General features: G+C 60.0%; 27 protein-coding genes. 11 read left to right on the top strand and 16 right to left on the bottom strand.

Features of this window, described 5'->3' with window-relative positions:
- The first annotated feature begins 33 nt into the window (after positions 1-33).
- Positions 34-339: a DUF4389 domain-containing protein gene (locus INS80_RS12850; protein WP_192966016.1), complete on the top strand. Its 306-nt coding sequence runs from the start codon at positions 34-36 to the stop codon at positions 337-339.
- Between the two features lie 151 nt (positions 340-490).
- Here the strand turns inward: INS80_RS12850 and INS80_RS12845 are convergent, their stop codons facing one another.
- Positions 491-1,789 (bottom strand): ferredoxin reductase family protein, encoded by a 1,299-nt coding sequence (locus INS80_RS12845; protein WP_192966015.1) that lies wholly within the window; start codon positions 1,787-1,789, stop codon positions 491-493.
- Between the two features lie 44 nt (positions 1,790-1,833).
- The gene (locus tag INS80_RS12840; protein ID WP_226892618.1) at positions 1,834-2,202 is read right to left on the bottom strand and encodes an ArsR/SmtB family transcription factor; all 369 of its coding nucleotides are present in this window, start codon (positions 2,200-2,202) and stop codon (positions 1,834-1,836) included.
- Positions 2,203-2,234: 32 nt separating this feature from the next.
- On the opposite strand from INS80_RS12840, the gene INS80_RS12835 reads away from it, so the two are divergent.
- Positions 2,235-3,110 carry a PhzF family phenazine biosynthesis protein gene (locus INS80_RS12835; protein WP_192966014.1) on the top strand — a complete coding sequence of 292 codons (876 nt, stop codon included), beginning with the start codon at positions 2,235-2,237 and terminating at the stop codon, positions 3,108-3,110.
- Positions 3,107-4,066: an ornithine cyclodeaminase family protein gene (locus INS80_RS12830; RefSeq protein WP_192966013.1), complete on the top strand. Its 960-nt coding sequence runs from the start codon at positions 3,107-3,109 to the stop codon at positions 4,064-4,066. The genes INS80_RS12835 and INS80_RS12830 overlap by 4 nt, the downstream gene beginning before the upstream one ends.
- Here INS80_RS12830 and INS80_RS12825 read toward each other — a convergent pair.
- Positions 4,056-4,841, bottom strand: a complete 786-nt coding sequence (locus INS80_RS12825) for a crotonase/enoyl-CoA hydratase family protein (RefSeq protein WP_192966012.1) — start codon at positions 4,839-4,841, stop codon at positions 4,056-4,058. The two genes, INS80_RS12830 and INS80_RS12825, sit on opposite strands and share 11 nt — an antisense overlap.
- 83 nt (positions 4,842-4,924) lie before the next feature.
- Entirely contained in the window at positions 4,925-6,007 is a 1,083-nt protein-coding gene (locus INS80_RS12820) for an SMP-30/gluconolactonase/LRE family protein (protein WP_192966011.1), read from the bottom strand.
- Positions 6,008-6,113: 106 nt separating this feature from the next.
- Between INS80_RS12820 and INS80_RS12815 the strand changes: the two genes are divergently transcribed.
- Both INS80_RS12815 and INS80_RS12810 read left to right on the top strand, forming a co-directional pair.
- Positions 6,114-7,223, top strand: coding sequence for a pyridoxal phosphate-dependent aminotransferase (locus INS80_RS12815; RefSeq protein ID WP_192966010.1), 1,110 nt, complete (start codon positions 6,114-6,116; stop codon positions 7,221-7,223).
- 83 nt (positions 7,224-7,306) lie between these two features.
- Positions 7,307-7,525 (top strand): histidinol phosphate aminotransferase, encoded by a 219-nt coding sequence (locus tag INS80_RS12810; RefSeq protein WP_192966009.1) that lies wholly within the window; start codon positions 7,307-7,309, stop codon positions 7,523-7,525.
- A gap of 12 nt (positions 7,526-7,537) precedes the next feature.
- Here the strand turns inward: INS80_RS12810 and INS80_RS12805 are convergent, their stop codons facing one another.
- On the bottom strand, positions 7,538-8,773 hold the full coding sequence (locus INS80_RS12805) for a pyridoxal-phosphate-dependent aminotransferase family protein (protein WP_192966008.1): 1,236 nt from the start codon (positions 8,771-8,773) through the stop codon (positions 7,538-7,540).
- Between the two features lie 150 nt (positions 8,774-8,923).
- Between INS80_RS12805 and INS80_RS12800 the strand changes: the two genes are divergently transcribed.
- Complete coding sequence (locus INS80_RS12800) at positions 8,924-10,780, top strand: ABC transporter ATP-binding protein (RefSeq protein WP_192966007.1); 1,857 nt, start codon at positions 8,924-8,926, stop codon at positions 10,778-10,780.
- Here the strand turns inward: INS80_RS12800 and INS80_RS12795 are convergent.
- Positions 10,761-11,462, bottom strand: coding sequence for a TIGR04283 family arsenosugar biosynthesis glycosyltransferase (locus INS80_RS12795; RefSeq protein ID WP_192966006.1), 702 nt, complete (start codon positions 11,460-11,462; stop codon positions 10,761-10,763). The genes INS80_RS12800 and INS80_RS12795 overlap by 20 nt on opposite strands.
- A 126-nt stretch (positions 11,463-11,588) precedes the next feature.
- On the opposite strand from INS80_RS12795, the gene ygfZ reads away from it, so the two are divergent.
- Both ygfZ and INS80_RS12785 read left to right on the top strand, forming a co-directional pair.
- Positions 11,589-12,329: a CAF17-like 4Fe-4S cluster assembly/insertion protein YgfZ gene (ygfZ, locus tag INS80_RS12790; RefSeq protein ID WP_192966005.1), complete on the top strand. Its 741-nt coding sequence runs from the start codon at positions 11,589-11,591 to the stop codon at positions 12,327-12,329.
- A gap of 140 nt (positions 12,330-12,469) precedes the next feature.
- Positions 12,470-13,003 carry an invasion associated locus B family protein gene (locus INS80_RS12785; RefSeq protein WP_192966004.1) on the top strand — a complete coding sequence of 178 codons (534 nt, stop codon included), beginning with the start codon at positions 12,470-12,472 and terminating at the stop codon, positions 13,001-13,003.
- 58 nt (positions 13,004-13,061) lie between these two features.
- Here the strand turns inward: INS80_RS12785 and efp are convergent, their stop codons facing one another.
- Entirely contained in the window at positions 13,062-13,625 is a 564-nt protein-coding gene (gene efp, locus INS80_RS12780; protein ID WP_192966003.1) for an elongation factor P, read from the bottom strand.
- Between the two features lie 217 nt (positions 13,626-13,842).
- On the opposite strand from efp, the gene INS80_RS12775 reads away from it, so the two are divergent.
- Together INS80_RS12775 and INS80_RS12770 are read left to right on the top strand one after the other, a co-directional pair.
- Positions 13,843-14,160 (top strand): DUF6280 family protein, encoded by a 318-nt coding sequence (locus INS80_RS12775; protein WP_192966002.1) that lies wholly within the window; start codon positions 13,843-13,845, stop codon positions 14,158-14,160.
- 202 nt (positions 14,161-14,362) lie between these two features.
- Positions 14,363-15,826, top strand: a complete 1,464-nt coding sequence (locus INS80_RS12770; protein ID WP_192966001.1) for a cobyric acid synthase — start codon at positions 14,363-14,365, stop codon at positions 15,824-15,826.
- Between the two features lie 188 nt (positions 15,827-16,014).
- Here the strand turns inward: INS80_RS12770 and INS80_RS12765 are convergent, their stop codons facing one another.
- From INS80_RS12765 to INS80_RS12750, 4 genes are all read right to left on the bottom strand, one after another.
- Complete coding sequence (locus tag INS80_RS12765) at positions 16,015-17,058, bottom strand: hypothetical protein (protein ID WP_192966000.1); 1,044 nt, start codon at positions 17,056-17,058, stop codon at positions 16,015-16,017.
- A 103-nt stretch (positions 17,059-17,161) separates the two neighbouring features.
- Positions 17,162-18,580: a TolC family outer membrane protein gene (locus tag INS80_RS12760; protein ID WP_192965999.1), complete on the bottom strand. Its 1,419-nt coding sequence runs from the start codon at positions 18,578-18,580 to the stop codon at positions 17,162-17,164.
- 97 nt (positions 18,581-18,677) lie between these two features.
- Complete coding sequence (locus INS80_RS12755) at positions 18,678-19,331, bottom strand: protein-L-isoaspartate O-methyltransferase family protein (RefSeq protein ID WP_192965998.1); 654 nt, start codon at positions 19,329-19,331, stop codon at positions 18,678-18,680.
- Positions 19,332-19,641: 310 nt separating this feature from the next.
- Positions 19,642-19,956, bottom strand: a complete 315-nt coding sequence (locus INS80_RS12750; RefSeq protein WP_192965997.1) for a TraR/DksA family transcriptional regulator — start codon at positions 19,954-19,956, stop codon at positions 19,642-19,644.
- A gap of 191 nt (positions 19,957-20,147) precedes the next feature.
- Between INS80_RS12750 and INS80_RS12745 the strand changes: the two genes are divergently transcribed.
- A complete protein-coding gene (locus tag INS80_RS12745) occupies positions 20,148-20,285 on the top strand; it encodes an entericidin A/B family lipoprotein (RefSeq protein WP_192965996.1) in 138 nt (45 codons plus the stop codon).
- A gap of 11 nt (positions 20,286-20,296) precedes the next feature.
- Here the strand turns inward: INS80_RS12745 and INS80_RS12740 are convergent, their stop codons facing one another.
- From INS80_RS12740 to ribB, 5 genes are all read right to left on the bottom strand, one after another.
- Positions 20,297-20,482 (bottom strand): CTP synthetase, encoded by a 186-nt coding sequence (locus INS80_RS12740; RefSeq protein ID WP_192965995.1) that lies wholly within the window; start codon positions 20,480-20,482, stop codon positions 20,297-20,299.
- 277 nt (positions 20,483-20,759) lie between these two features.
- On the bottom strand, positions 20,760-21,089 hold the full coding sequence (locus tag INS80_RS12735; RefSeq protein ID WP_192965994.1) for a hypothetical protein: 330 nt from the start codon (positions 21,087-21,089) through the stop codon (positions 20,760-20,762).
- A gap of 203 nt (positions 21,090-21,292) precedes the next feature.
- A complete protein-coding gene (gene nusB, locus INS80_RS12730) occupies positions 21,293-21,775 on the bottom strand; it encodes a transcription antitermination factor NusB (protein ID WP_192965993.1) in 483 nt (160 codons plus the stop codon).
- Positions 21,772-22,338, bottom strand: coding sequence for a 6,7-dimethyl-8-ribityllumazine synthase (locus tag INS80_RS12725; RefSeq protein WP_192965992.1), 567 nt, complete (start codon positions 22,336-22,338; stop codon positions 21,772-21,774). Before INS80_RS12725 ends, nusB begins: the two co-directional genes overlap by 4 nt.
- A 1-nt stretch (position 22,339) precedes the next feature.
- On the bottom strand, positions 22,340-23,467 hold the full coding sequence (gene ribB, locus INS80_RS12720; RefSeq protein ID WP_192965991.1) for a 3,4-dihydroxy-2-butanone-4-phosphate synthase: 1,128 nt from the start codon (positions 23,465-23,467) through the stop codon (positions 22,340-22,342).
- Positions 23,468-23,621: the final 154 nt, after the last annotated feature.

Raw genomic sequence — 23,621 nt, 5'->3', positions numbered from 1 at the left:
GATTTGGTACGCGCATTTGGGACAGGACCGATTATGGCACAGGATGACCACAAGATTGATGGCCGTTTGCACGGCGAACAGTTCGAGCCAGAAAGTGCAGAGAGCCTGCTGATGCGGCTCGTCTACATGGTCATCATATGGTTGATGATCCAGTTCGCCCAGACCGTTCTTGGTGTCGTGACCGTGCTGCAATTTCTGGTCATGGCCCTGAACAACAAACAACCAAATGAACGCATTGCTGATTTTGGCACTGATCTTGGCATCTGGGTGGCCAAGGCGGCACGATATCAGACCGCAGCCAGCAATGTGAAACCCTGGCCGTGGACTGATCTGGACTGAGCGATCTGGACTGTCGACCGTTGGCTCCAACGGCGTGCGCGCTACGCGCGATTATCGCAGCACGAAGGCAAAAAGCATCAGGACGATAAGGGCCAAAACCCCTCTGATCGCCAAAGACACCCGGCGGCGCATCGGTCTGTTTTTCATCAGATCAGTCATAATCGAACCTTTCAGACAGGATCCGGTCCGATGGTGCACCGCGCGCAATCAGATGATCCTCGACCGAATCCATCATCGCAGGCGGTCCGCATAGGACAAAGAGCCAGCTGCGAACTTCCTCGGGCTTGAACGAACGATCCAGCAAGGCGCTGTCGATCATGCCGGTCTCTCCTGTCCACCCTTCGGGCGGCTCCGAGAGAACAAAAACCGTATCCTCTGCCTCCAGCTCCTCGCGAAAGACGATCTGTTCTTCGGCTCTGTTGCCATAAAAAATTCGAACCGCGCGAGGATCATCGGTCAGGCGCAAGTGACGCAGGATGCTCAGCATCGGCGCTATGCCAACGCCGCCCGCAATCAGCGCGATCCCAGGCTCAGCCCGTCCTTCGATTGTCAGATTGCCGTAGGGCGCATCAAGATAGACGCGCGTCCCGATCTTGACCTGGTCCAAGCTCCCCGTGAAATCACCCAGCTCTTTAATGACGAAGGACACATCTGGACTGGCACCTGGGGCAGAGCTGATCGAGAACGGGTTTTCATTCAGGGAATAGGACGAATGGCCGATGTTGAGCCAAGCGAACTGCCCAGCCTTGTAGGAGAGGCCCTTATGGCCCTCCGGCGAGACGGTAACGCCCCACTGGCGCGGCGTGAGACGCTCGATTTTCGTGACGCGCCAGGGACGCGCCCGCGCGGGCTCAATGACATAGACCCAGATCAGCGAGCCCACGGCAAGTCCGGTCAATGCAGACCAGAGCCAGATCAACTCCGTCTCTGCACTGTACCTGCCGGCACTTAATGCATGATGCAGCAAAGCGCCTGCGATCAGCACAGCGCCGATCCCGTGCATAAGCCGCCATGTCTCGTACTTATAGTCAAGCTGCGGGCGATAGACCGCAAGAGCCACCAGCGCTGGCAGCAAAACGAAAGCGAGGATCCCGCCAGCCATGGCCGAAATATCGGTACTGACCGTCAGAACCCGCGTCGTGTCCCAAGGCCGCGGGCCTCCGGCAGGAGCCCCACCATAGAGAAAGGGGTGCAACAGGGCAAAGACCAGCGCCGCGCGGGCCATTACTTGATGAAACCGCATGGTCACATCCATGCCAATGCCAGACGACACCTTGCGGAAGCGCCCTGACAGCACGAACTCGATCAAGATCATGGAGAAGGCGAGCATGCCCAACCCGGTCCCAAGTTCGGCCCAGAAGGGGCGCGGCCCACCTCCGAACACCCAGGAAAAGCCTAGAGGCAGAGTTACAACAACAGCGTATAGCAGGAGAAGGAATAGCGATTTCATACTGTCTTCCTGACCCTTCTCCCCACCTCGGTCTTTGATCCTGCTCAACCCATGGAATCAGCCGTCCTGTCCACCTGTGATCCATCCCACAGGCGCGCGGTCTGCTGCAGGACTTCAGCCGCGCGAGAGGGCACCAATTTGTAGAACACCCAGTTCTTGATCTTCTTGCTCTCAACGAGGCCAGCGTCCTGCAAAAGGCGCATGTGATTTGTGACGGTTGGCTGCCTCAAACCGATCTTGTCCGTTATGAAGCCGACACAGACACCATCCTCCACCAAGTCGCCATCCTCCTGTGGTGGGAAATGCCGTTCGGGATCGCTGAGCCAGTGCAGGATCTGCAAGCGGTTTTCATTCGCCAGCACCTTGAGCGCCGCCGCGATTGACATGAGATCAGCAGGAGTATAGTCAACCATCTATATAGAGCCATCACTATGTAGATAGACACATGCCGCAGCCGCGCCTTTCGTACAGTTTCATCCACTGCGACGTCTTCGCATCCCGTCCCTATGCTGGCAACAGTCTTGCGGTCTTTCCCGACAGCACAGGTCTTAGCGCGGCGCAGATGCTGACCATGACTCAGGAGCTTCGCCACTTCGAATCGATCTTCCTGCAAAAGGTTGACGGACGCATCAAAGCGCGCGTCTTTGACCTGTTCGAGGAACTTCCTTTTGCAGGTCATCCCATCATCGGCGCGGCCTGCAGCCTGCACCGGGCCAGTGGCGACGCCGGAACCAAAAACTGGAACTTTGCCTTGCACAGGAATCGCAGGGTGACCGTCACCACCATGGCCCGCGCCGGACGCTACTTTGGCACGCTGGATCAGGGGCGGCCAATCTTCCTTGGCATAGCGTCCGACTGCGCCCGTCAGCAAATTGCCGAGGCCTTCAATCTGGCCCCAACGCAGCTGGCGGATCTGCCACTGGAGGTCATCTCTACCGGGTTGAAATATCTCGTGGTCCCGATGACGGGCGGCTTGGAACAGGCCCGCATCATCAAATCGGATCTTGAGGATCGGCTTAAGGCGCTTGGCGCCGAATTCGCTTATCTCTTTGATGTAGAGCGCTTTGAGGGGCGTCACTGGAACAATGACGGGTTGATGGAAGATGTGGCCACCGGCAGTGCAGCCGGGGTCATCGGCGCATATGCGCTGAAACACGGGCTGGTGCAGCCAAATCGCAGCTTCCCCCTGAAGCAGGGACATTTCATGGAGCGACCGAGTGAGCTGCTGGTGACGCCATTCGGCAGTTCTGACGATGTATCCCATGTCACCGTCGCCGGAGAGGTCTCGTTTGTCGGCTCAGGGGAGCTGGTGGCCCCATGATCCCATTCTACAGCCCTTCGGACATTCGCCCCCACTTGGGCATTGCCGCGCTGATCCCCGCCGCCGAGCAGGCCTTTCGCGCCATTGCAGAGGGAAAGACAACTACCCCAGCCCAAGTGCTACACCCCAGCGAGGTCTCGGACATCCATGTCAAATCGGCAGTGATCGCAGGCAGTCCAATCTTCACGGTCAAAATGGCGGGCTGGTCCGAGCATTTGGCCAACCGGGAGGAACCGCCCTCCAGCGGCATGATCGCTGTCTTTGACAGCCAGACCTGCAAACCGCTTGCGATCCTTCAGGACGATCACCTGATTTCTGACTACCGCACCGCTGCTGCAGGAGCCGTTGTTGCCCGGCTGCTGGTCCCGAACGATGCAAAGACTGCCCTTATCGTCGGCACCGGCAGTCAGGCCAGATTGCAAACCGAAGCGCTGCTTCTGATGCGTTCGATGTCGATGGTTCAGATCTGGGGACGGGACAAAGCAAAGGTGCAAGCGCTGATCAGAACACTCAAGGGCCAGTTCCCAGCAACTGGCTTTGAAGAAGCGACGGATTTGGAGCGGGCCGTCCGTGCTTCTGATGCTATCGTCGCTGCCACTGGCGCGAGAAAGCCGTTGATCCATCCCGATTGGCTGCGCCCCGGTCAGCACATAACCTCGGTCGGCTCGGATGATGCCACCAAATGTGAGATCCATCCCGCCGCCCTGGCCAGTGCGCAGGTCTTTGTGGATTCAAGATCATCCGGGAAAGCCTTCGGAACGCCACGCCAGGCCATCCTCCAAGGCCTGATCCGCACTGAAGATCTGCAAGAACTCGGCACGATCATTGATATCGTTAGGAAACCGCTCCCTGAGCGAACCAGCATCGCCTGCCTCTCTGGCCTAGGCGTGCAGGACCTGACCGCCGTTCAGGCAATCTGGCCCGCCCTAACGGCTCAGAGCCCCCTCAGTCCGTGAACTGAGGCGCGCGTTTCTGCATTTGGGCAGCGATGGCTTCCATCTGGTTGGGCCGACCGATCAGAGCCACCTGCTCGCGGCTTTCCTCCTTAAGAACGGTGGCCTGATCCGCCGTTTCGGCGACATCGATGAGTCGTTTGGCCGCGCGGATCGCTTCTGGGTTCTTGCCAGCGATCTCTGCGGCCAAAGCCTTGGCGCGAGCGAGGGGATCGTCACTCACTTCGGTCAGAAGACCCCAGTCCAGTGCCTGCGGTGCCTCGAAGACCTCTGCCGTATAGGTCAGTCGGCGCAGGATGTCCGAGCGCACAAGCCGCGGCAGCAAAGCCATGCCACCCATGTCAGGAACAATGCCCCATTTCATCTCCATCACCGAGAAGCGGGCGTCCGGCGCAGCTACACGGATGTCAGCGCCTAGCGCCAGCTGCAGTCCGCCGCCGAAACAGACGCCGTTTACTGCCGCAATGACCGGAACAGGCACCTGCCGCCAGGCCATGGCCACAGCCTGAACCTCGTTTGCATCGCCATGGCTGCGCGCCATCAGCCACTGTTCGGGGTCCATTTGCCCCATCTTGGCAAAGCTCATCAGGTCAAGTCCGGCGCAGAACCCCTTTCCCTCTCCCGTCAGCACCACAGCGCGCGCCTTGGAAGCGGCAACCTCCTCGGCCGCAGCGATGATCGCCTTGATCATCTCGTCGTCCAGCGCGTTCATCTTGTCCGCGCGTGTCAGCGTCACATGGGCGATGTGGTCTTTGTATTCGACAGATACCCGTGCCATTTACGGCCCCTCCTGAAGTCCCGTTTGCCGCAGACTGCCCCGGAATGAAGCGGTGATCCAGACTAACGCCGGGGCAGATCCGCTTAACGCTGAATGGGAGGGAGTTCCGCCACCGGCATCCGGGCGAACCCATCGCTATCCAAAGTCATCACATAAAGCTGGTCCCCCACGATCCGCGCACCCGTTGTGATACCAATGCTTCCTGCCGGATCCTGCAGCGTGCGCAGGATGGTGCCATCCGCATCGAACTGCATGACCATCCCGCGGTGGATCGGCGCGGGTCGCACCTTTGGCCCAAGCCGCCAAAGCACCTTGCGCAGGAAGGGATAGGGCATCAGCACCTCGGACGGCACCCGCGGGCTTGCAAAGGCGAGCCAGAAGGTGCCATCCCCCTGCGCCTCCAGATTATCGGGATAGCCCGGCAGATTTCCGAGAAAGAGCTCCTGCGTGCCGGCCTGCGGCCCTTTGAGCCACAGACGATGCACCCGTGCGCGGCCTGTTTCATTGATCAACAGGAAATCCTCATCCGGGGACAGGGCAACGCCATTGGTGTAGACGAACCCGGTCGCGATCTTCTCGACTTTGCCATCCGGGGTCCGGCGCGCAACATAGCCGGTATCGGACTGTTCCCATATGGTCAGAACCGATGTGGGCTTTGTGCCCCCCATGGTTTCGGGATCGAACCGGTCCGAGGAGTTGGAGAAATATATTGTCCCATCACGGGCAACATCCAACTGATTGGCATAGACCACAGGCGTCCCGTCGATTTCGCTCACTAGGGTTTCCAGCGTCCCCGGCCCGCTCCAGCGCAGGATACCGCGAAAACTGTCGGCGATGTACAGATCACCATCCGGCCCTGCCTTCAGACCCAAGGGTCGCCCGCCCAGCGCCTCGACAAGTTCTGGTGCCGCGCCGTCGATCCGATAAAGGTTTCCGGCCAAATCTGTTGTATAGACCGCCCCATCCGGCATCACCGCCAGATCCTCGGGGCCGATGGCACCATCTGGAAGCACCACCTTTTGCGCGGCTTCCAGCGCGTTGTTTTCCTCGAAATCCCCGGTGAACCCGGGCCCCTTCGGCGGATCATAGGATACCGGATCCACCGGCACCGGCCAGAACAACAGATAGGCCAGCCCCACTGCCAGCACCGATAAAACAATTCGCATTGATGAAACTCCCTAAAATCAGCGCCAGTTTGCGCGGGGCACGGCCTCCCTGCAAGCCCTACCAGCCCCCTTGATGACGAGGGGCGCTTCACGCTATCTGCCTGTCATGACCACACCTCGCTACACCCCGCTTGCTCAGTCTTTACCCGCAACCGTGCCTTTCGTAGGACCCGAAACGCAGGAACGCGAACGCGGCGCGCCGTTCATTGCGCGCCTTGGCGCCAATGAAAGCGTCTTTGGTCCCTCTCCAAAGGCCATTGCGGCGATGCAGGCCGAGGCAGGAGAGATCTGGAAGTATGGCGACGCCCAAAGCCACGATCTGCGCATGGCGCTGGCCGACCATCACGGGATCGCGCCCGAAAACATCATAGTGGGCGAAGGGATTGACGGACTGCTGGGGTATCTTGTGCGTCTTCTGATCACGACTGGCGATCATGTTGTAACATCGCTGGGCGCCTATCCGACCTTCAACTATCACGTGGCGGGATTTGGCGGCACGCTCCATACAGTGCCCTATAAGGACGACCACGAAGACCCGGCAGCGCTATTTGCCAAAGCCACCGAGGTGGGCGCGAAGCTCGTGTACCTTGCCAACCCGGACAATCCGATGGGAAGCTGGCACAAAGGCGCCGATATCGTTGCCGCTCTGGATCACCTGCCGGAGGGTTGCCTGCTCTTGCTTGACGAGGCCTATGTGGAATGCGCCCCGGAAGGCACCGCCGCTCCGGTGAACATCAACGACACCCGCGTTATCCGCATGCGCACGTTTTCCAAAGCCTATGGCATGGCGGGCGCCCGCGTGGGCTATGCAATGGCCGAAGCAGAGCTAATTTCTGCCTTCAACAAGGTGCGCAACCACTTTGGTATGAACCGCGCAGCGCAGGCAGGGGCCCTGGCGGCCCTGCTGGATCAACAGTGGCTGGCTCATATCCAGGCTGAGATTGTCACAGCGCGAGCCCGTATCGCCGAAATCGCCACGGAGAATGGCCTTCAGCCCCTCCCTTCGGCCACCAACTTCGTCGCCATCGACTGCGGGCGGGATGGTGTCTTTGCCAAGGCGGTGCTGGACGGGCTTGTGGATCAGGGCGTCTTCGTGCGCATGCCGTTTGCGCCCCCGCAGAACCGCTGCATTCGCGTCAGCTGTGGCCGCCCGGAGGACCTGGACGCCTTTGCCAAAGCGCTGCCCATCGCACTGGAGCGGACGCAGGGCGGCTAGGCCGCGAAGTCTAACCGGGCGTTTTACCTGAAATTCACCGCTTTTGCTTAACCTCGCTCCCATAACGACCGAGGAGCTGCGCCATGCGAAAGTTCAAGGACTACCACGACGACCCTTCCGAGGAGCGGAAGAAAGCGCCAGACCTGTTGGAAGCGACCTTAAGCTTCATCGGCATCAACCTGATGTGGGTCTTCTTTGCCATCTGGGTTCTTTATGGAATGGTGCCGGTGCTGCTACTGGCGCTGTTCATCAACCACATGATCACACGGCTTGAGATCAAGCTCGGACAACGCCAAGCCTGATCCCCTCTCCGGTCAGGCCGCAGGCGTACCCGCCTCTGCGATCACGGCTGCGGCTGCATCCAGTGCACCGGCCCCGTGCGGGATCTCAAGCGCGCCAAGGCCTGCCTCGATACTCCCCAGCATGCCCATAACCATGTGGCCACTCAGATGTCCCATGTGACCGAGACGAAAGAACCCGTGCCATTCGGGGCTGTTTGGCGGCGCCATGCCAAGGCCAATCCCGAGCGTCAGCCCAAGGGTCTGTTCCAGCCACGTACGCAGCTCAGTGGCGCGCGAGCCACCAAGCCGCAGCGCCGTCACGGCATGCGAACGCAAGGACGCGTCGGTGACGTTCATCTCAAGCGGGCCCTCCTGCCCCCAGGCCTCGCACGCGGCCCAGATCGCACGAGCCAGGCGTTCATGGCGGGCCCAGACGTTTTCAACGCCTTCCTCATGGATCATGTCCAGCGAAGCCCTCAGCCCGTAGAGATGGTGCGTTGGCGCGGTGCCCCCGAAGTACTGGTAGAACTCCTGCGGGTTAGCCCGCGGTATCCAGTCCCAGTAGCGGCTGACCCGCGGCATGGCGGCCCGCACCTCTGCCGCCTTGTTGTTGAAGAATACAAATGACACGCCCGCCGGCACCATCAGGCCCTTCTGGCTGCCCGTCACCATGACATCGACACCCCATTCGTCCATCTCAAACCGGTCACAGCCAAGGGACGCGATGCAATCCGCCATCAAGAGGGCCGGATGATCAACCTCATCAAGGGCAGCACGCAGTCCGGGCACATCATTGCGGATCGAGCTGGAGGTATCCACATGCACTGCCAGCACTGCCTTGATCTGGTGGCCATCGTCCGCTTTCAGGCGCTCTGCAATCCGCGGCAAGTCCCAAGGGGCATGGTTGCCAAAGTCAATGACCTCAACTTCGAGGCCCAGCCCCTCGGCCATTTCCGACCAACCGATGGCAAAGCGCCCGGATGAGGGCACCAACACCTTGTCGCCCGGCGCCAACGTATTCGACAGAGCCGCCTCCCAGGCGCCGTGGCCGTTCGATATATAGATCGCCGCGTGATGGGCCGTGCGTGCCACTTTGCGCAAATCCGGGATCAGTGTCGCGGTCATTTCTACCAGTTCACCTGCGTAGATATTCGGCGACGGGCGGTGCATCGCCTGCAGAACGCGATCCGGTATCACCGAAGGGCCAGGGATCGCCAAATAGGGTCGCCCCCCAGCCAGAGTGCCCTTGGAAAGGTCAGTGCCGCTCATGTCGTGGTATCCTTGCAAATCGAGGCCGCATGACGGTCGGCCTCCTCTCAAAATTGCTGTCACCCTACAATTCGGTTATGGAAGGTCAATTCCGGAAATCGAATCCGGTTCGCAAACACCCAGCAGTCACTATAGCCGGAAACTCCCTGCATGAAGAAAGAACACACCTCCTCGCGTGAGTTGATTGTCTGGCTGTGGCGCGGCTATCTGCGCCACTACATGGGCCTTTTGGGCATCGCCGTCATCTTCATGCTGCTCGAAGGCGGCACGGTAGGCGCGCTGAGCTACATGATGCAGCCTATGTTCGATCTGGTGTTTGTGGCCGGAAATAGCGATGCATTGTTCTGGGTCAGCCTTGCCTTTCTGATCATCTTCACCGTCCGCGGGATCACCAGTGTCTGCCAAAAAGTGATCCTGTCGAAGATCTCACAAACCTCTGCTGCGCATATGCGCAAGGACATGCTGGCGCATCTGATCCGGCAGGACCCGGCCTTTCACCAGGTGCATCCGCCCGGCTTTCTGATCCAACGCGTACAAAGTGATGTGGGCGCAATCAGCATGGTCTGGCAAGCGGTTGTCACCGGAGCCGGGCGCGACATGGCCCAGATGATCGCCGTCCTTGGCGTCGCCATCAGCGTTGACTGGCGCTGGACGATCATCATGCTGATCGGCCTGCCGCTCCTGCTGTTGCCGATCTCAGCGCTGCAACGCTATGTCCGCAAAAAGGCCGCTGCGGCACGCGATCTGGGCGCCACACTGGCCACGCGTCTAGATGAGATCTTTCACGGCATCGTACCGATCAAACTCAACAGCCTTGAGCGCTATCAGGCTGATCGCTTCGGCTCGCACATGGATCAGTTTGTGCGCTCCGAAGTGCGTGCGTCTTTCGGCACCGCCTCGATCACCGGTATGATCGATGTCATGGCCGGACTCGGCGTGATGGGCGTTGTTCTTTATGGCGGTCAGGAGATCATCACTGGCGAAAAGACCGTAGGCGAGTTCATGAGCTTCTTTACCGCCATCGGCCTTGCCTTTGATCCGATGCGCCGCCTTGCCGCTATCAGCGGGATCTGGCAAAGCGCTGCTGCATCGATGGAGCGTATCAAGGAGCTGATGGATACGCCGATCAAGCTGCTGCCCCCTGCCACGCCGGAGACTCCGCCCAAAGGCCTTCCCGAGGTGCGCCTGGACCATGTCAGCTTGAACTACGGTGAAGCGCAGATCCTCAAAGACCTGTCCTTGGTCGCCGAAGCGGGCAAGACCACAGCACTGGTCGGTGCATCGGGCGCTGGCAAGTCGACGATTTTTAACTTGCTCACCCGTCTTGTCGACCCGCAGTCAGGCCAAATCACCATCGGCGGGGCCGCTGTGGCTGATCTTGCCTTCGAAGACTTGCGGGGCCTGTTTTCTGTAGTCTCGCAAGAGGCGCTGCTGTTTGACGAGACCCTGCGCGAAAATATCCTTCTGGGCCGTACCGATGTCAGCGAAGAGCGCCTGAAAGAGGTGCTGGACGCCGCCCATGTCTCCGACTTCCTGCCCAAACTGGCCGACGGTCTGGACACATTGGTTGGCCCGCGCGGATCGGCCCTGTCAGGCGGTCAGCGCCAGCGGGTTGTCATTGCCCGTGCGCTGTTGCGGGATACCCCCATCCTGTTGCTGGATGAGGCAACCTCGGCGTTGGATGCACAATCCGAAAAAGTCGTCCAGCAGGCGCTAGACCGCTTGTCCGGCGGGCGGACCACCCTTGTGATCGCGCACCGCCTGTCCACCATTCGCAACGCGGACAAGATCGTCGTTATGGAACGGGGTGAGGTCATGGATCAGGGCACCCATGAAGAGCTGTTGGAGCGCGGCGGCATCTATGCAGATCTCTACCGCTTGCAGTTCAAGGAGGGCAAAACCCTTGTGGACCGTGAAGGGGTGGAAGCTCAGTTGCCCGCACAGAATGCGACCGAGCAGGAGCGAAAAGGAGCCCTGCGGCGTCTCCTCAGCCGTCTTTTGGGCTAGGCGCCTTCCGGTAGGCCTTCGCCAGTTTTTCAGGACTGGTTCCACAGGCGTATCTTGCCAGGATGAACAGATTGGCTGCGCCGCGGCGCAGCCAGCCCTGACGCAGGTACCGGTTGGCCGAGGTATTCGCCAAGGCAGATAGCGCCACAAGCCCCTTCAGGCGCCGCACCAAGGCGACATCCTCCATCAGCGGCTGGTCGGGATAACCGCCCGCCGCCTCATAGTCAGAGCGGCGGATCAAAAGGCCCTGATCTCCGTACGGCAGCCCGAACAGACGTGACCTCATGTTGGCCCACCCGGCGACCCACAGGGCCCCTGCCCCCGCAGCGCGAAACGCTAGACGGAAATGGGCAGGCCTGCCCCGCCCCGCCTCGATGTGGGTCTCCACAACCTCGCTCCAACCCTGCGACAAGCGGGTGTCTGCATGCAGGATGAGCAGCCACTCTCCCCGAGCGGCCTTGCATCCTCGCTGCAACTGGCCGCCGCGCGAGGGTGCGCCGCTCACCACCTCTGCTCCGGCTTCGTCGGCGATGAGACAGGTCTGGTCTGCTGATCCGCCGTCGGTTACGATCAACTCGCGGATCAGCCCTGCGGACAGACCTTCCATGAGCGCCTCAAGGCAGCCCGGCAACTCGTAAGCGCTGTTAACTGTCGGGATCACGACGCTGATCGGAGCGGGCATGGCAAATTCCTGTTCAACTTGGCAGACATTCCTATATCACCGGCCTATATCACGGGCAGGCCTATATGGCTCTCGTGGTCAAGAATACGTCCAATCGCATGCCTGCCGCACCAAAGGAGAACAGACATGAGCGCCCGCACAATTCTATCCCTGACCGGCCCGGATGCCCGTGATTTTCTGCAGGGTCTGGTCACCAACGATGTGCAAAAGCTGGATCAGGGCGGCCTGGTCTATGCCGCGCTTCTAACGCCACAGGGAAAATACCTAGCGGATTTCTTTCTGATTCCTGAAGGGGAAGATATCCTGATTGATGTGGCGGCAGACCTTGCGGATGGCCTTTTGAAACGGCTGAGCATGTATCGCCTCCGCGCCGATGTACAGATTGAGAAAACCGACATTCAGGTGCGGCGGGGCACTGGCGAGGCCCCGCAAGGCGCTTTCACCGACCCCCGCCACCCTAACATGGGCTGGCGACTTTATGGTGAAGAAGGCGGCGATGATGGCAGCGATTGGGAGGCTTTGCGCATCGCCCATTGCATCCCCGAAAGCGGTATCGAGTTGACCCCCGACAGCTACATCCTTGAAGCAGGTTTCGAGGCGCTTAATGGCGTCGATTTCCGAAAAGGCTGCTACGTGGGTCAGGAGGTAACTGCGCGCATGAAACACAAGACGGAGCTGCGCAAGGGGCTGCAGTTGGTTTCTATCGAAGGCTCAGCCCCGGTCGGCACCGAGATCACGGCAGACGGCAAGAGCGTCGGCACCCTTTTCTCACAGCAAGATGACCGTGCAATTGCCTATCTGCGATATGATCGCGCCAAGGGTAAAACCCTGCACGCCGCAGATGCAAAAATAGGCTGGGACGGCTAGTCGAGCCGCGCGCAGCTTTCACTCGACCGACCTTGCACGCCGCGTTTAGGCTCGAAGCGGACAATCAGACCTTAACCTGCTCGAGATAAACCTGCTGGAACACGCGTGAGCCGCGCGACTGCACCATGAAAGGAAGCCCGATGCGTGCCCTGTTTGCTTTTGTCCTTGCCTGCCTGCCTCTGCCGACCGCAGCGCAATACTATTGGGAATACAAGGATTGGCGGGTCTGGGTCGAAGAAGTCGACACCGGAGAGGACCTGCGGCGCACCTGCAGTGCTCGGACCGGCGGCGATGGAGATCCTGTGATCAGCATCGAGATGTCAAATGGCGATGCGGGGCCGCCGGATTTCTATCCTTACCCAAGCATCACCGAACGGGCGCCACGCCATTTTCCAACCCTGATGCAGGACGGGCAACCGGTACGCTTCGTCATCGACACTGGCGCGGTCTTTTCTACAACCGCACAGTCCTGGCTCACCGAAGAAGGGTTGTTCGAGGCATATGCCGCGCTTAACCTTGCCGACAATCTGCCAACACTGCAGGCCATGAAACGCGGCAGCGTTATGGAGATCCGAACCGGTGGACGTACGCTTTACACTGCGTCCCTTGCCGGGTTCACGGCGGCATATGGAAAGATGATGGACAGCTGCGGATACAGCCTGTCGCTCGACTGAACATGAAAACCCCGCGCGAGGCTCGCACGGGGAGCTGGGACGGGCCGACGCTCGCGTATCAGGCGCGTTCGGAGTATTCCATGGTTTCGGTGTTCACCACGATCATCTCGTCCTGACCAACGAAGGGCGGCACCATGACCTTGACCCCGTTGTCCAGAATGGCCGGCTTGAAGGAGTTTGCAGCCGTCTGGCCTTTGACCACCGGCTCGGTCTCGACGATCTTGCAGGTGACTTTTTGCGGCAGCGTCGCATTCAAGGCCTCGGCTTCGTAGAACTCGACGACGATGGTCATGCCGTCCTGCAGGAAGGGACGGCGATCGCCCAGCAGATCCGCAGGCAGTTCGATCTGCTCGTAGGTTTCCGTATCCATGAAGACCAGCATGCCGTCGCTTTCATAAAGGAACTGCTGGTCCTTCTGCTCCAGGCGCACGCGTTCGACCTTGTCAGCGCTGCGGAAGCGTTCGTTCAACTTGGAGCCGTTACGCAGGTTGCGCATTTCGACCTGAGCAAAGGCGCCGCCCTTGCCGGGTTTCACGTGATCGACCTTCACAGCGGCCCACAGACCGCCATTATGCTCCAGAACATTGCCAGGGCGGATTTCGTTACCGTTGATCTTGGGCATCGGAAAATTCCCTCTCGGGTGGTTGATGAACTCTTAACCGCCCCTATATCTGGCGATGAGTAGGCTGGCAAGACAACGATATGTCGTGTGCAAGACCGGAAAGCTATGCGCAATTTGCATGAAAGCTATGCATTTGTGGGCTACCCGAATCGTCACACTTCCGTCATAAGGAGCGTCACGCCGAAATTGCAATAGCAAGAACAACAAAGGAAACGGGATGCGAGATTTCGTTGACGGCACCGCTTACAACAACGAACAGGGCAACCGCGCACGCAAGCTTTTTGCGGCCGTGGTCCTGGCAGCGCTGGATGATGCCATCGCCGACGACAAGAAGTATGGAAACGGCCCCGAGCAGATCGCCCGCTGGGCACGGTCGCGTGACGGACGTGAGGTTCTGTCCTGCGCCGGGATTGACCCGAACGAACGCGTGGTCGCCGGCCTGATGGAATTCGTCGGACGTGGTGTGCGCACCTCTGTCGCGCTGTCGCGCGAGGAAAGTGAGCGCCGCAATGCCGCTCAGGCCGAGGCTGCCTGATCCAAATCGCCGAATTACTTACAGAAAAGCGCGTCCTGGGGGGCGCGTTTTTCTTTTGGAGCGCTCTCCACCCCAAATCAGCTATGGCATGCTCTCTGCTCTGCCAGTCGACCGGCTTTTGCCATCGAATGCAATTGACCTCCCGGCCGGGTCGTTGCAACTGTCTGTCTCGGCATTGGTATCGCCTGTCAGGAGGAATGGGATGGCAGCAAAGGCTTTGATGCTTCAAGGCACCGGCAGCAATGTCGGCAAATCCCTGTTGGTGGCGGGTCTGGCGCGCGCCTATACCCGGCGCGGGCTAAGGGTGGCCCCGTTCAAACCGCAGAACATGTCCAACAACGCCGCCGTCACCCCCGAGGGAGGAGAGATTGGCCGCGCACAGGCCCTGCAGGCGCGCGCTGCCATGCGTGCCCCGCATACAGACATGAACCCCGTCCTCCTGAAGCCCGAGACGGATACAGGCGCCCAGGTTATCGTACAAGGGAAGCGGCGGGGTACCCGCGCGGCGGGATCTTTCATGCGGGACAAATCAGGTCTTCTGGAAGCCGCGCTTGAGAGCTACCACCGCCTCGCAGAAAGTGCTGATCTGGTCCTGATCGAAGGTGCAGGCTCACCGGCAGAAACCAACCTGCGCAAGGGCGACATCGCCAATATGGGGTTTGCCTGCGCGGCAAACGCACCCGTGGTGCTGGTCGGCGACATCCACCGGGGTGGCGTCATAGCCCAGATTGTCGGTACAAAGGCCGTGCTTGATGCGCAGGACCTAGAGCGCATCGTCGGCTTTGCCGTAAATCGGTTTCGCGGCGATCTGAGCCTCTTTGACGGCGGGCGCGATGATATCGTCGAACGCACTGGCTGGCCTTCACTTGGTGTCATCCCCTGGTTCTGGGATGCCTGGAAACTCCCTGCCGAAGACATGATGGATATTGCCTCCCGCAAGGGAGGCGCCTGCAAGGTGGTGGTCCCCCAACTGGAGCGGATGGCCAATTTCGATGATCTCGATCCGCTGGCCGCCGAACCGGATGTCTCCGTCGAGATTATCCCCCCCGGTCGGGCACTTCCGGGCGATGCCGACTTGGTACTCATACCCGGCAGCAAATCCACCATTGGCGATCTCAACTATCTGCGGGCCCAGGGCTGGGACATCGACATCCTCGCCCACCACCGGCGCGGCGGCCATGTGCTGGGGCTGTGCGGCGGCTATCAGATGCTGGGCCAGACCATCGACGACCCCGAAGGCGTGGACGGCCGCCCCGGCAAGGTTGCGGGGCTTGGGCTGCTGGATGTGGAAACCACCATGCAGGGCGACAAGCGCGTCACCCTGACCGAGGCCCGCACTATCGAGGGCGCCCTGCCCATCTCAGGTTATGAAATCCACATGGGGCGCACCACGGGGCCCGATTGCGCGCGGGCCTGGCTCAGCGTTGAAGGTCGGCCAGAAGGGGCCTCATCTGCCAACGGGCGCGTGCGCGGCTCCTATCTGCATGGGTTGTTCAGCTCCGACGTCTTTCGCGCTGCCTTCCTTGCTGATCTAGGCCATGAAAGCCGGACATCTTACGAGGACGGCGTGGATGCAGCGCTTGATGATCTGGCCGCGCATCTCGAAACCTACATGGACCTAGATCAACTCCTTGCCTTGTCGCAAGAGATTCAGGCCCCAGGTTAACGCCATGGCGCAGACCGCCGCGCAGCGCGCAGCGCCGCACCCAACGGGAAAGAGGGGGGGTGAACAACACCTGATCCGGTCTAGGAACCACGCCCAAGCCGAATCGGCATCACCGTTCAAACCAGACCAGTTTTAGTTGGGCCTGTCATCAGACAACTGCTTGCACGTGTCCGGGATGACCGCCGCCCTCAGAGCAAGTCCTGAGCGGCCAGTGCCCGGTGGATTTCACGCCGAACCAGTTTGCGCACATTGCGGGTAATACGTTCCCCAAGCGCGCCTTGCAGCTCTTCCCGAACGATCTCGGCCACCAGTTCCCGAAGACTGTCCTCATCTATGAAGGCATCATCTCCAAACACAGCGTCAAAGGCTTCGTCAGCCACGGCCTCCTCCGCGATGGTGCGGGCCATTTCCTGATCATTATCCGCCAAAGGCTCCGCATCTGCGAAGCCAGCGCGCGCCTCCGTGTCTGTGGCAGCAAAGGTCGCATCCGCATCAAGCGTATCCTGACCCGAATCTTCCGCCGCAGACGCACCGCTATTGACCGTCTCAGACTCCTCCTCGACATGGTCCTCCCAGTGCAGCGTCTGGATATTGGTGCCTGCATAGGGATCGCTTGACAGGCCGTCGGGTTCCCACTGCTGTTTGGACTGCGCGACCTTCGCTTCAAGCTCGGTGATCTTCTGCACAACCGCAGAAACCCGCTCCGAAGCCTGCAAGACCGGCTCCGGTACCTCAGTCGCCGTGGTGTCCTCAGCCTCTTCGCCTTCAGCCCCAGGCACTCCAGCCGCCTGATAGAGCGTGGCCCAAGGGTCTTTCCAAGGGGCTTCCTCCGCGGCGCTCCTTGATGAGTGTTCCGGGGTGTCCCCCGGCTCGAGCTCGATCGTGGCATCAGGATCCGAGACATCACCTTCAAGATCTTCTGCGGCGGGCTGCGACGGCGCGTCAGCGAGGCCTGCCATCTGTGCGCGCTCTGACACCCCGTCCGCAGCTTCTGGGTCGCCCTCTTTCAGGCTCTCCTCGCCTCGGTCACCGGTTTCCGGAATGCGTAACGCAGGGGTCAAAACAAGGCGCGGTGTGCCTCGAGTCTCAGTCGCCACATCACAGGACGCTGAGGCGCTCTCAGGCCGGGGATTTTGGTTCTCGACCTGCGCGTCCCGTGCCTCCTCGCTCACCAGACGGCGGATTGAGGACAGCACATCTTCGATTTCAGCCTGCGTCACGGGTTCTGACATGTCTTTTCAACACCACTCTTGCCAATGACCAAAGTGTAGCCGCCAAAGGGTGGCCACACAACAATTACGGTAAATTTTCAGTTTTACGGTCTCACAGACTGTATCAGTTCCGACCAAGCGCCTTCATGACCCGGTCAAGATCCTTGCTGCGTTGGCTGACATTGGCCGGGGCATCTTTTACCAGATTATAGTAGAGCGTCGGGTCGTAGATCTCTACCGCAAGGCCCAGATGTTCGGCCGTAAGGAGGCCCTGCGCCTGCAGCAACTGATATGCCGCTAGCGCCTGATTGGCGCGGGCCTGTACTCGAGCGGTCTGCGCGTTCAATAGCTCCTGCTCGGCCTGCAGAACGTCCAGCGTGGTGCGGGCGCCCAAAGTTGCTTCTTCACGGATACCGTCAAAGGCCACTTGCGCCGCACGCACCTGCTCGCCGGATGACACAAGGCTTGCCCGCGCCGCCTCAAGCGACACATAGGCCGCAGCCACGGCCTGGGATACAGAACGCTGTGTCGAAATAAGGGCGCCCTTTTCAGCGTCGAGGCGCGCAACATCAGCCCGCCGGGCTGCTGCAAGGCTGCCGCCGCCATAAAGCCGCTGAGAGAGCACGAGGCTGACGCCCGAAGTGTCGGAATCGCGGCCCCCATCAAGGTTGATGGAGTGGCCGGCGTCCGCTCGCAGCCGCAGGCTGGGGCCTAGGTTCTTCGCCGTGCTCGCCGCCGTGTGTTCAGCCGCCTTCACCGCATGTTGCCGTGCCAACAGACTGGGGTGATTTCGCATCGCAACCGACTCAGCAGCTTGGAGCGACGCTACTCGTTGCGGCAGGGGCGGCTGCCCCGCAACCACATTGATCGGAGATCCAACAACCTGCTGATAGGTGGCCTTGGCTTCCAGAAGGTCACCCTGGCTTTGGGTCAGATTGGCACGAGCACCGGCCACGCGGCTTTCGGCAAGGGCAACGTCGGTGCGGGTCACTTCGCCCACTTCGAAACGGTCCTGTGCGGCACGCAGTTCTTCGCGCAACAGACGCAGGTTATTGCTGCGCAGCCGCACAGTGTCCTGCTGCAAAAGCACATTCACATAGGCCTGGACTGCCGAAAACAGAACCTGTTGTTCGATATCCAGAAGGCTTTGACGCGTGGAGAGAACCGTTTCTTGCGCCGCAAGCTGGCTCAGCCGCGAGGCGCCACCATCATACAGTAGCCATTCCAAACTGACACCGGCCTCAAGAGTGTTGGTGTCGGTGTCCGAAAACCCAAACGTCGTCGGGCCACGGTTGTACCGGTGGCTGGCCGTCACGGCGAAATCTACAATCGGACGCAACCTGGCAACGGCAACGGCAACACTTTCGTCGGTGGCCCGCAACAGCGCGCGGTTCTGCTCCAGAAGACCGCTGGTCTTGTAAGCTCCGATCATCGCGTCGGAGAGGTTGTCAGCTTTTGCAGCCTGCGGCGTCGATAGGGCCACCATCATCGCGCCAGCACAAACAAACGTTTTCAGAAACTTCACCGGGGAAATCTTTCGCATCGGTTGCCTTGTCGTTTGCCGCGCCGCCAGCCGCGGGGTGTTCAAATTATGTCTGCGCTCCTGTTCTGGGAGCGCAGTTCTGTTCCTTTCAAAGAGCTCAGAGCGCAAATTCCCGCGCCGCGGCAAAACCGGGTAGAACCGGTGCACCTGCGTTGAACTCAAACCGCCAGGACAGCTGGCCAGCCGTCTTGTAGCCGATTTTCACCTCTCCGAGCGCACCGCTCATGAAAATGACCGCGACCCGTCCGCCTTCACGAAGTTGGTCGAGAAGCGTGGACGGGACATCCTCGGCTCCCCCCTCGATTATGATCACGTCATAGGGACCATGCTCTGCTGCGCCCTCTGACAAGGTACCTACGTGGACGATGGCGTTGTCGGCACCGGCATCCGACAGCTGTGCCTGAGCATCCGCGCCCATTTCCTCGTCCTCTTCAACGCCGATCACCATCTGGGCAACGCGTGCCACGACGGCCGTCGAATAGCCAAGCGCGCAGCCCACATCGAGCACCAGTTCGTCGCTCTGGATATCAAGTGCGTCCAGGATTTTCGCAAGGGTGCGCGGTTCCAAAAGAACACGCCCCTGCCCCAGATCCAGATTCTGGTCTGCATAGGCCGCTTCCCGCTGTGCGTCGGGAACAAAGCTTTCGCGCGGAACCGCCAGCATCGCTTCGATAATTGGATATTTCGTCACATCCGAGGGGCGGACCTGAGTGTCCACCATCATCCGGCGACGTTCGGCGAAGTCAGTCATGTGCTAAACTCGTCTGTTCAGTCATTTGAGACAGGTTGTGCCACATCGCGAAACCCTCGGCAACGGTGGCTGTGCGAAATTGCGCCATAGATGCCGGGAAGCGTCGAATTCTTTTACTCAAAGCCTGTCGAGTTCGCTGCTCATGACCCTTTATCCCCCTGAAACGCGGCGAATAGCCAGTACGCACGGCGCGCACCGTACAAATGCGCTGCCCGCAACACGGCCCACAGCCGCAACAGGATGCCCGGCATGATTTGTTCTTTATGCGCGACAGGCGGGCAAGCCGTAGCATTAGCCTCGCCTTCGGTCGCTATCTGGCGCATTTTTTGCAAAAGGGTGTTGCGGGTATGAGGTCCAGACGCTCGCTGGAGATGGCTTCACCGCAAATCTGGCAATAGCCATAGGATCCATCTTCCAAGCGGCCCAGAGCCGCATCAATCTGGCGCAGTTCGTCCAGTTCTGCCTGACCGAGTCGCTCCAGGACCTCGTCACCTTGACGCTCGGATGAGCGATCTTCCCAGTCTTTTGGCATAGGTGCATCCAACTCATGCTCGACCTCAACAAGATGTGCTGTCAGGGCCGTCCGGCGCGCCTCAAGGGTTTGTTTTCGATTTTCAAACGTCATCTGTCTTTTCCTCCCGAAATCAGTTTTCCAGCGGGTTCTCTCCCAAAGGTGACGATAGTGCTTTGACCTTGGTCAATAAACTCGCAGGAAATGGTGAGGCGTAGCGCTCGCCACCTTACCTCTGGCTGCAAGGCCGAACCAATGCTAGATGCATCCCAAAGGGACCGAAGTGACGCATAACGGAGACCAGAATGCTAAAGTACATCCTGACAGGGATCGCCTTGATGGGACTGACAGCCTGCGAGACCGCCAAAGGGGCAGGTCGTGACATCAACAAAGCAGGCACGGCCATCGAACAGGCGGCCACGGACATACAGAAAAAGCTGTGACCGCCAGACGGTCAGCGATGACTGTACAGCCTGCGCGCCACTAGCCAAGTCACGGGAAAAGCGGTCAGAAAACCAACGGCCGCGGCAAATAGAATTGGTTGCAAGCTATCTTGCCCCAAAACCAGCGCCGCAATAACTGCGCTTCCTGCCAGCGTAGAGCCGATGAACAAATGCAGGATGAATGCCAGACGGAACATGTGAAGCCTCTTTGATTGTCTTGAACGGGTCAGGGCACACATATCCCGAATACAGAGTTTATCATTGATGTGGATCAGGCACAGAAACTTCGACCGACTTAAACCTGCGCAGGCGGTTCACTGGTGCTTTGAGGCTATCATGCGGCCCAACCAAGGCTGACCACCCAGCGCGTCTCGCCCCAGCCGAAACCTTCACGCGCACCTGAAGGTAGGACCAAAACCATCGTCCCACCCACCGGGCATCTGACCGACGGCATAGCTCAACTGACGGGTTTGCTCAGCGCTTCAGCCGAACCTGGCGCTCGCGCACTGCCTCGGCTTTGGCTTCGACGCGGATAGGTTCCAGGTGATGAGAAACCGGCGTTCCGCCGCGCGGTCCGCCTTTCTTCTCGGCCAGGGACATCACCGCAAAGGCAAATTGCACCCCGGCAAATACGATGCCGTTCATGAACCAAAGGATACCGACTGCCAAAAGACCCACGTCAGAGGTGCTGACCAGACCCCAGAGGTTCATCACGTTGAACCACAGAAGCAGCCCGACAAAGATCGCCGCAATCGCAAAGCCCAAGGCCACATTGCGAATATAGAGACGAACGAGCTTTGGCATCGGAAACCCTCCAGTTGATACAAGTTGGATGGTAACACTCAGAAGAATGCGGTCCAGCATAATAAATAGAAAATACATGCAATCGGCGGAATTTGACCTGCCTGCCCTGCACCCATTGGGGAAACTGCGGCTGAAAAAGCAAAAAGACGCGCCGAAGCACGTCTTTTGCGAGCAAAAGGGGAAACCCTCTTGCCGTTCGCAGATCAGAAGGCGTCGGGGCGTGCCTCGCGAGCCATGTGATCCAGCACAGCATTCACGAATTTGGGCTCCTTGCCCTCAGGGAAGAACGCGAATGCCACATCAACAAACTCGTTGATAACCACTTTGACAGGCGTTTCGGCCTCAATCAGCTCAGCGCCAGCCGCGCGGAACAGAGCCCTCAAGGTGGGGTCAATCCGTGCAATCGGCCATTTCGCCACCAGCGCACGATCGGTCATCTGGTCGATCTTCGCCTGATAGTTGACCGCCTCTTCAACCAGCTTGCGGAAAAGCTTGGTGTCGCCTTCGGCGTATTCATCCCCTTCATAGACAGCGCCAAAGCGATGATCCTCGAATTCAACGATCACCTGGTCAAAGGTCTGACCGCTCTGCTCCATCTGGAACAGCGCCTGCACCGCAAAAAGCCGCGCTGCCGATTTCATCTGGGTCTTGCCATTGCCCTTGCGGGCGCCGCCTGAGGTGCTCATGCTGTGGTGGGTCCGTTATCTATGCTGGCCAGATCTTTGCCAGCCAGTTGGATGGCGTCGGAAGGCGCCTTGAAGCCGACTCCCTTGGTCTGGGCGCCCCACTTACGCGTCAGTGCGATCAGATGCAAGGCCGCAGCAGCAGCGCCGCCCCCCTTGTTCTGATCCGCCGGGTCCGCGCGTACCTCGGCCTGGGAACGGTTTTCCACCGTCAGGATGCCGTTGCCGATGCACAGGCCCTGCAACCCCATCAGCTGGATCGCGCGACTGCTGTCGTTGCAGACCGTGTCGTAATGGGTGGTCTCGCCCCGGATCACGCAGCCCAGCGCCACATAGCCGTCAAAGTTCGAGGTCCGGTCCGCAATCGAGATCGCCGTCGGCACCTCCAGCGCGCCGGGCACCTCGACCAGATCCCAGGTACCGCCCACGGCCTCGATCTCGGCCTTGGCACCTGCGACCAGGTTGTCGGCAATGTCTTTGTAGTACGGCGCAACCACGATCAGCAGCTTGACCGGCTTGTCAAAGCTGGGACGCGGCAGGATGTAGTGGCTTTCGTGTCCGGCCATATCACTCTTCCTTCAGAATGGGACGGGTGCCGACGATCGACAGCCCATAGGCATCAAGGCCCACATATTTAGTGGAGGGCGAATCCGTCAGCAGGATCAAATCCTTCAGGCCCAGGTTCGACAGGATCTGCGCGCCGATCCCGGTCTGCTTGATCGTCAATGTGCGCGATCCGTCGTCCTCATAGGCATATAGGGCATTTCGCGGCTGACGGAACAGGGTCACGACCCCGCGCCCCTCGGCTGCAATGATTTCCATCGCACGGGGCAGCTGGCGGGCGGATTTTGGGCCGAGGCCCAGAATATCGGTGGCCTCGTGCAGCGCATGGGTGCGAGCCAGAACCGGCTCGGGCGTGGTGATATCGCCCTTGATCATCACCACATGTTCAACCCCGTGGGTCTGATCGGTGAACAAGCGCATCTCCCATTCGCCGCCGAATTCAGAAGTAACCGTCTCGCAGGAGGTTTCCGTCACCAGGTTGTCGTTGCGCGCGCGATAAGCAATCAGGTCGCTGATGGTGCCGATCTTCTGGCCGTGTTTGGCGGCAAATTCCACTAGATCCGGCAGGCGCGCCATGGTGCCGTCTTCCTTCATGATCTCGCAGATCACGCCCGAAGGATGCAGCCCCGCAAGGCGCGAGATATCGACTGCCGCCTCCGTGTGACCCGCACGCACCAAGACGCCGCCCCGTTTTGCGCGCAGCGGGAAGACATGGCCGGGGGTTGCGATAGCAGCCATGGTGTTCTGCTCGTTGATCGCAGTTGCCACGGTCAGAGCCCGGTCAGCGGCAGAGATGCCGGTCGACACTCCTTCGCGCGCCTCGATCGAGACAGTAAAGGCGGTCTCATGCCGCGAAGAGTTGTTCACTGCCATCATCGGCAGACCAAGGCTGTCGATCCGCTCTGCGGTCATCGGCAGGCAGATCAGCCCGCGCCCGTGGGTCGCCATGAAGTTGATGGCATCGGCATCGGCGAATTGGGCCGGAATCACAAGATCGCCCTCGTTTTCGCGATCCTCATGATCCACGAGGATGAACATGCGTCCCTGGCGGGCCTCTTCGATGATCTCTTCGATCGGGCTGATTGCGTCGCGCAGGCGGGCCTCGACCGGCCCCGGTGTTTCAAAGCTCATGTCCCGGCCTTTCATGCTCCGTTCGGCAAGCGCCAGCGGCTTGCCACGTTGCCAGCGGGATAACGCAGCCAAGCGCCAAAGGCCAGCCCGGTTGGCTCTCTTGAAATCGGAGACGCGACGTTTGCAGATGCGCAAAGGGCTGCTAGCCTTCCGG

This window comes from Phycobacter azelaicus (assembly GCF_014884385.1).
GTDB lineage: Bacteria > Pseudomonadota > Alphaproteobacteria > Rhodobacterales > Rhodobacteraceae > Phycobacter > Phycobacter azelaicus.
Note: the sequence above shows the minus strand (reverse complement) of the source record. Positions and strands in the feature narration are given on the sequence as shown.

Bases quoted from the DNA above. Each gene is read 5' to 3' on its own strand.
- INS80_RS12850 (WP_192966016.1), top strand. From the start codon at position 34: ATGGCACAGGATGACCACAAGATTGATGGCCGTTTGCACGGCGAACAG.
- INS80_RS12845 (WP_192966015.1), bottom strand. From the start codon at position 1,789: ATGAAATCGCTATTCCTTCTCCTGCTATACGCTGTTGTTGTAACTCTG.
- INS80_RS12840 (WP_226892618.1), bottom strand. From the start codon at position 2,202: ATGGTTGACTATACTCCTGCTGATCTCATGTCAATCGCGGCGGCGCTC.
- INS80_RS12835 (WP_192966014.1), top strand. From the start codon at position 2,235: ATGCCGCAGCCGCGCCTTTCGTACAGTTTCATCCACTGCGACGTCTTC.
- INS80_RS12830 (WP_192966013.1), top strand. From the start codon at position 3,107: ATGATCCCATTCTACAGCCCTTCGGACATTCGCCCCCACTTGGGCATT.
- INS80_RS12825 (WP_192966012.1), bottom strand. From the start codon at position 4,841: ATGGCACGGGTATCTGTCGAATACAAAGACCACATCGCCCATGTGACG.
- INS80_RS12820 (WP_192966011.1), bottom strand. From the start codon at position 6,007: ATGCGAATTGTTTTATCGGTGCTGGCAGTGGGGCTGGCCTATCTGTTG.
- INS80_RS12815 (WP_192966010.1), top strand. From the start codon at position 6,114: ATGACCACACCTCGCTACACCCCGCTTGCTCAGTCTTTACCCGCAACC.
- INS80_RS12810 (WP_192966009.1), top strand. From the start codon at position 7,307: ATGCGAAAGTTCAAGGACTACCACGACGACCCTTCCGAGGAGCGGAAG.
- INS80_RS12805 (WP_192966008.1), bottom strand. From the start codon at position 8,773: ATGAGCGGCACTGACCTTTCCAAGGGCACTCTGGCTGGGGGGCGACCC.
- INS80_RS12800 (WP_192966007.1), top strand. From the start codon at position 8,924: ATGAAGAAAGAACACACCTCCTCGCGTGAGTTGATTGTCTGGCTGTGG.
- INS80_RS12795 (WP_192966006.1), bottom strand. From the start codon at position 11,462: ATGCCCGCTCCGATCAGCGTCGTGATCCCGACAGTTAACAGCGCTTAC.
- ygfZ (WP_192966005.1), top strand. From the start codon at position 11,589: ATGAGCGCCCGCACAATTCTATCCCTGACCGGCCCGGATGCCCGTGAT.
- INS80_RS12785 (WP_192966004.1), top strand. From the start codon at position 12,470: ATGCGTGCCCTGTTTGCTTTTGTCCTTGCCTGCCTGCCTCTGCCGACC.
- efp (WP_192966003.1), bottom strand. From the start codon at position 13,625: ATGCCCAAGATCAACGGTAACGAAATCCGCCCTGGCAATGTTCTGGAG.
- INS80_RS12775 (WP_192966002.1), top strand. From the start codon at position 13,843: ATGCGAGATTTCGTTGACGGCACCGCTTACAACAACGAACAGGGCAAC.
- INS80_RS12770 (WP_192966001.1), top strand. From the start codon at position 14,363: ATGGCAGCAAAGGCTTTGATGCTTCAAGGCACCGGCAGCAATGTCGGC.
- INS80_RS12765 (WP_192966000.1), bottom strand. From the start codon at position 17,058: ATGTCAGAACCCGTGACGCAGGCTGAAATCGAAGATGTGCTGTCCTCA.
- INS80_RS12760 (WP_192965999.1), bottom strand. From the start codon at position 18,580: ATGCGAAAGATTTCCCCGGTGAAGTTTCTGAAAACGTTTGTTTGTGCT.
- INS80_RS12755 (WP_192965998.1), bottom strand. From the start codon at position 19,331: ATGACTGACTTCGCCGAACGTCGCCGGATGATGGTGGACACTCAGGTC.
- INS80_RS12750 (WP_192965997.1), bottom strand. From the start codon at position 19,956: ATGACGTTTGAAAATCGAAAACAAACCCTTGAGGCGCGCCGGACGGCC.
- INS80_RS12745 (WP_192965996.1), top strand. From the start codon at position 20,148: ATGCTAAAGTACATCCTGACAGGGATCGCCTTGATGGGACTGACAGCC.
- INS80_RS12740 (WP_192965995.1), bottom strand. From the start codon at position 20,482: ATGTTCCGTCTGGCATTCATCCTGCATTTGTTCATCGGCTCTACGCTG.
- INS80_RS12735 (WP_192965994.1), bottom strand. From the start codon at position 21,089: ATGCCAAAGCTCGTTCGTCTCTATATTCGCAATGTGGCCTTGGGCTTT.
- nusB (WP_192965993.1), bottom strand. From the start codon at position 21,775: ATGAGCACCTCAGGCGGCGCCCGCAAGGGCAATGGCAAGACCCAGATG.
- INS80_RS12725 (WP_192965992.1), bottom strand. From the start codon at position 22,338: ATGGCCGGACACGAAAGCCACTACATCCTGCCGCGTCCCAGCTTTGAC.
- ribB (WP_192965991.1), bottom strand. From the start codon at position 23,467: ATGAGCTTTGAAACACCGGGGCCGGTCGAGGCCCGCCTGCGCGACGCA.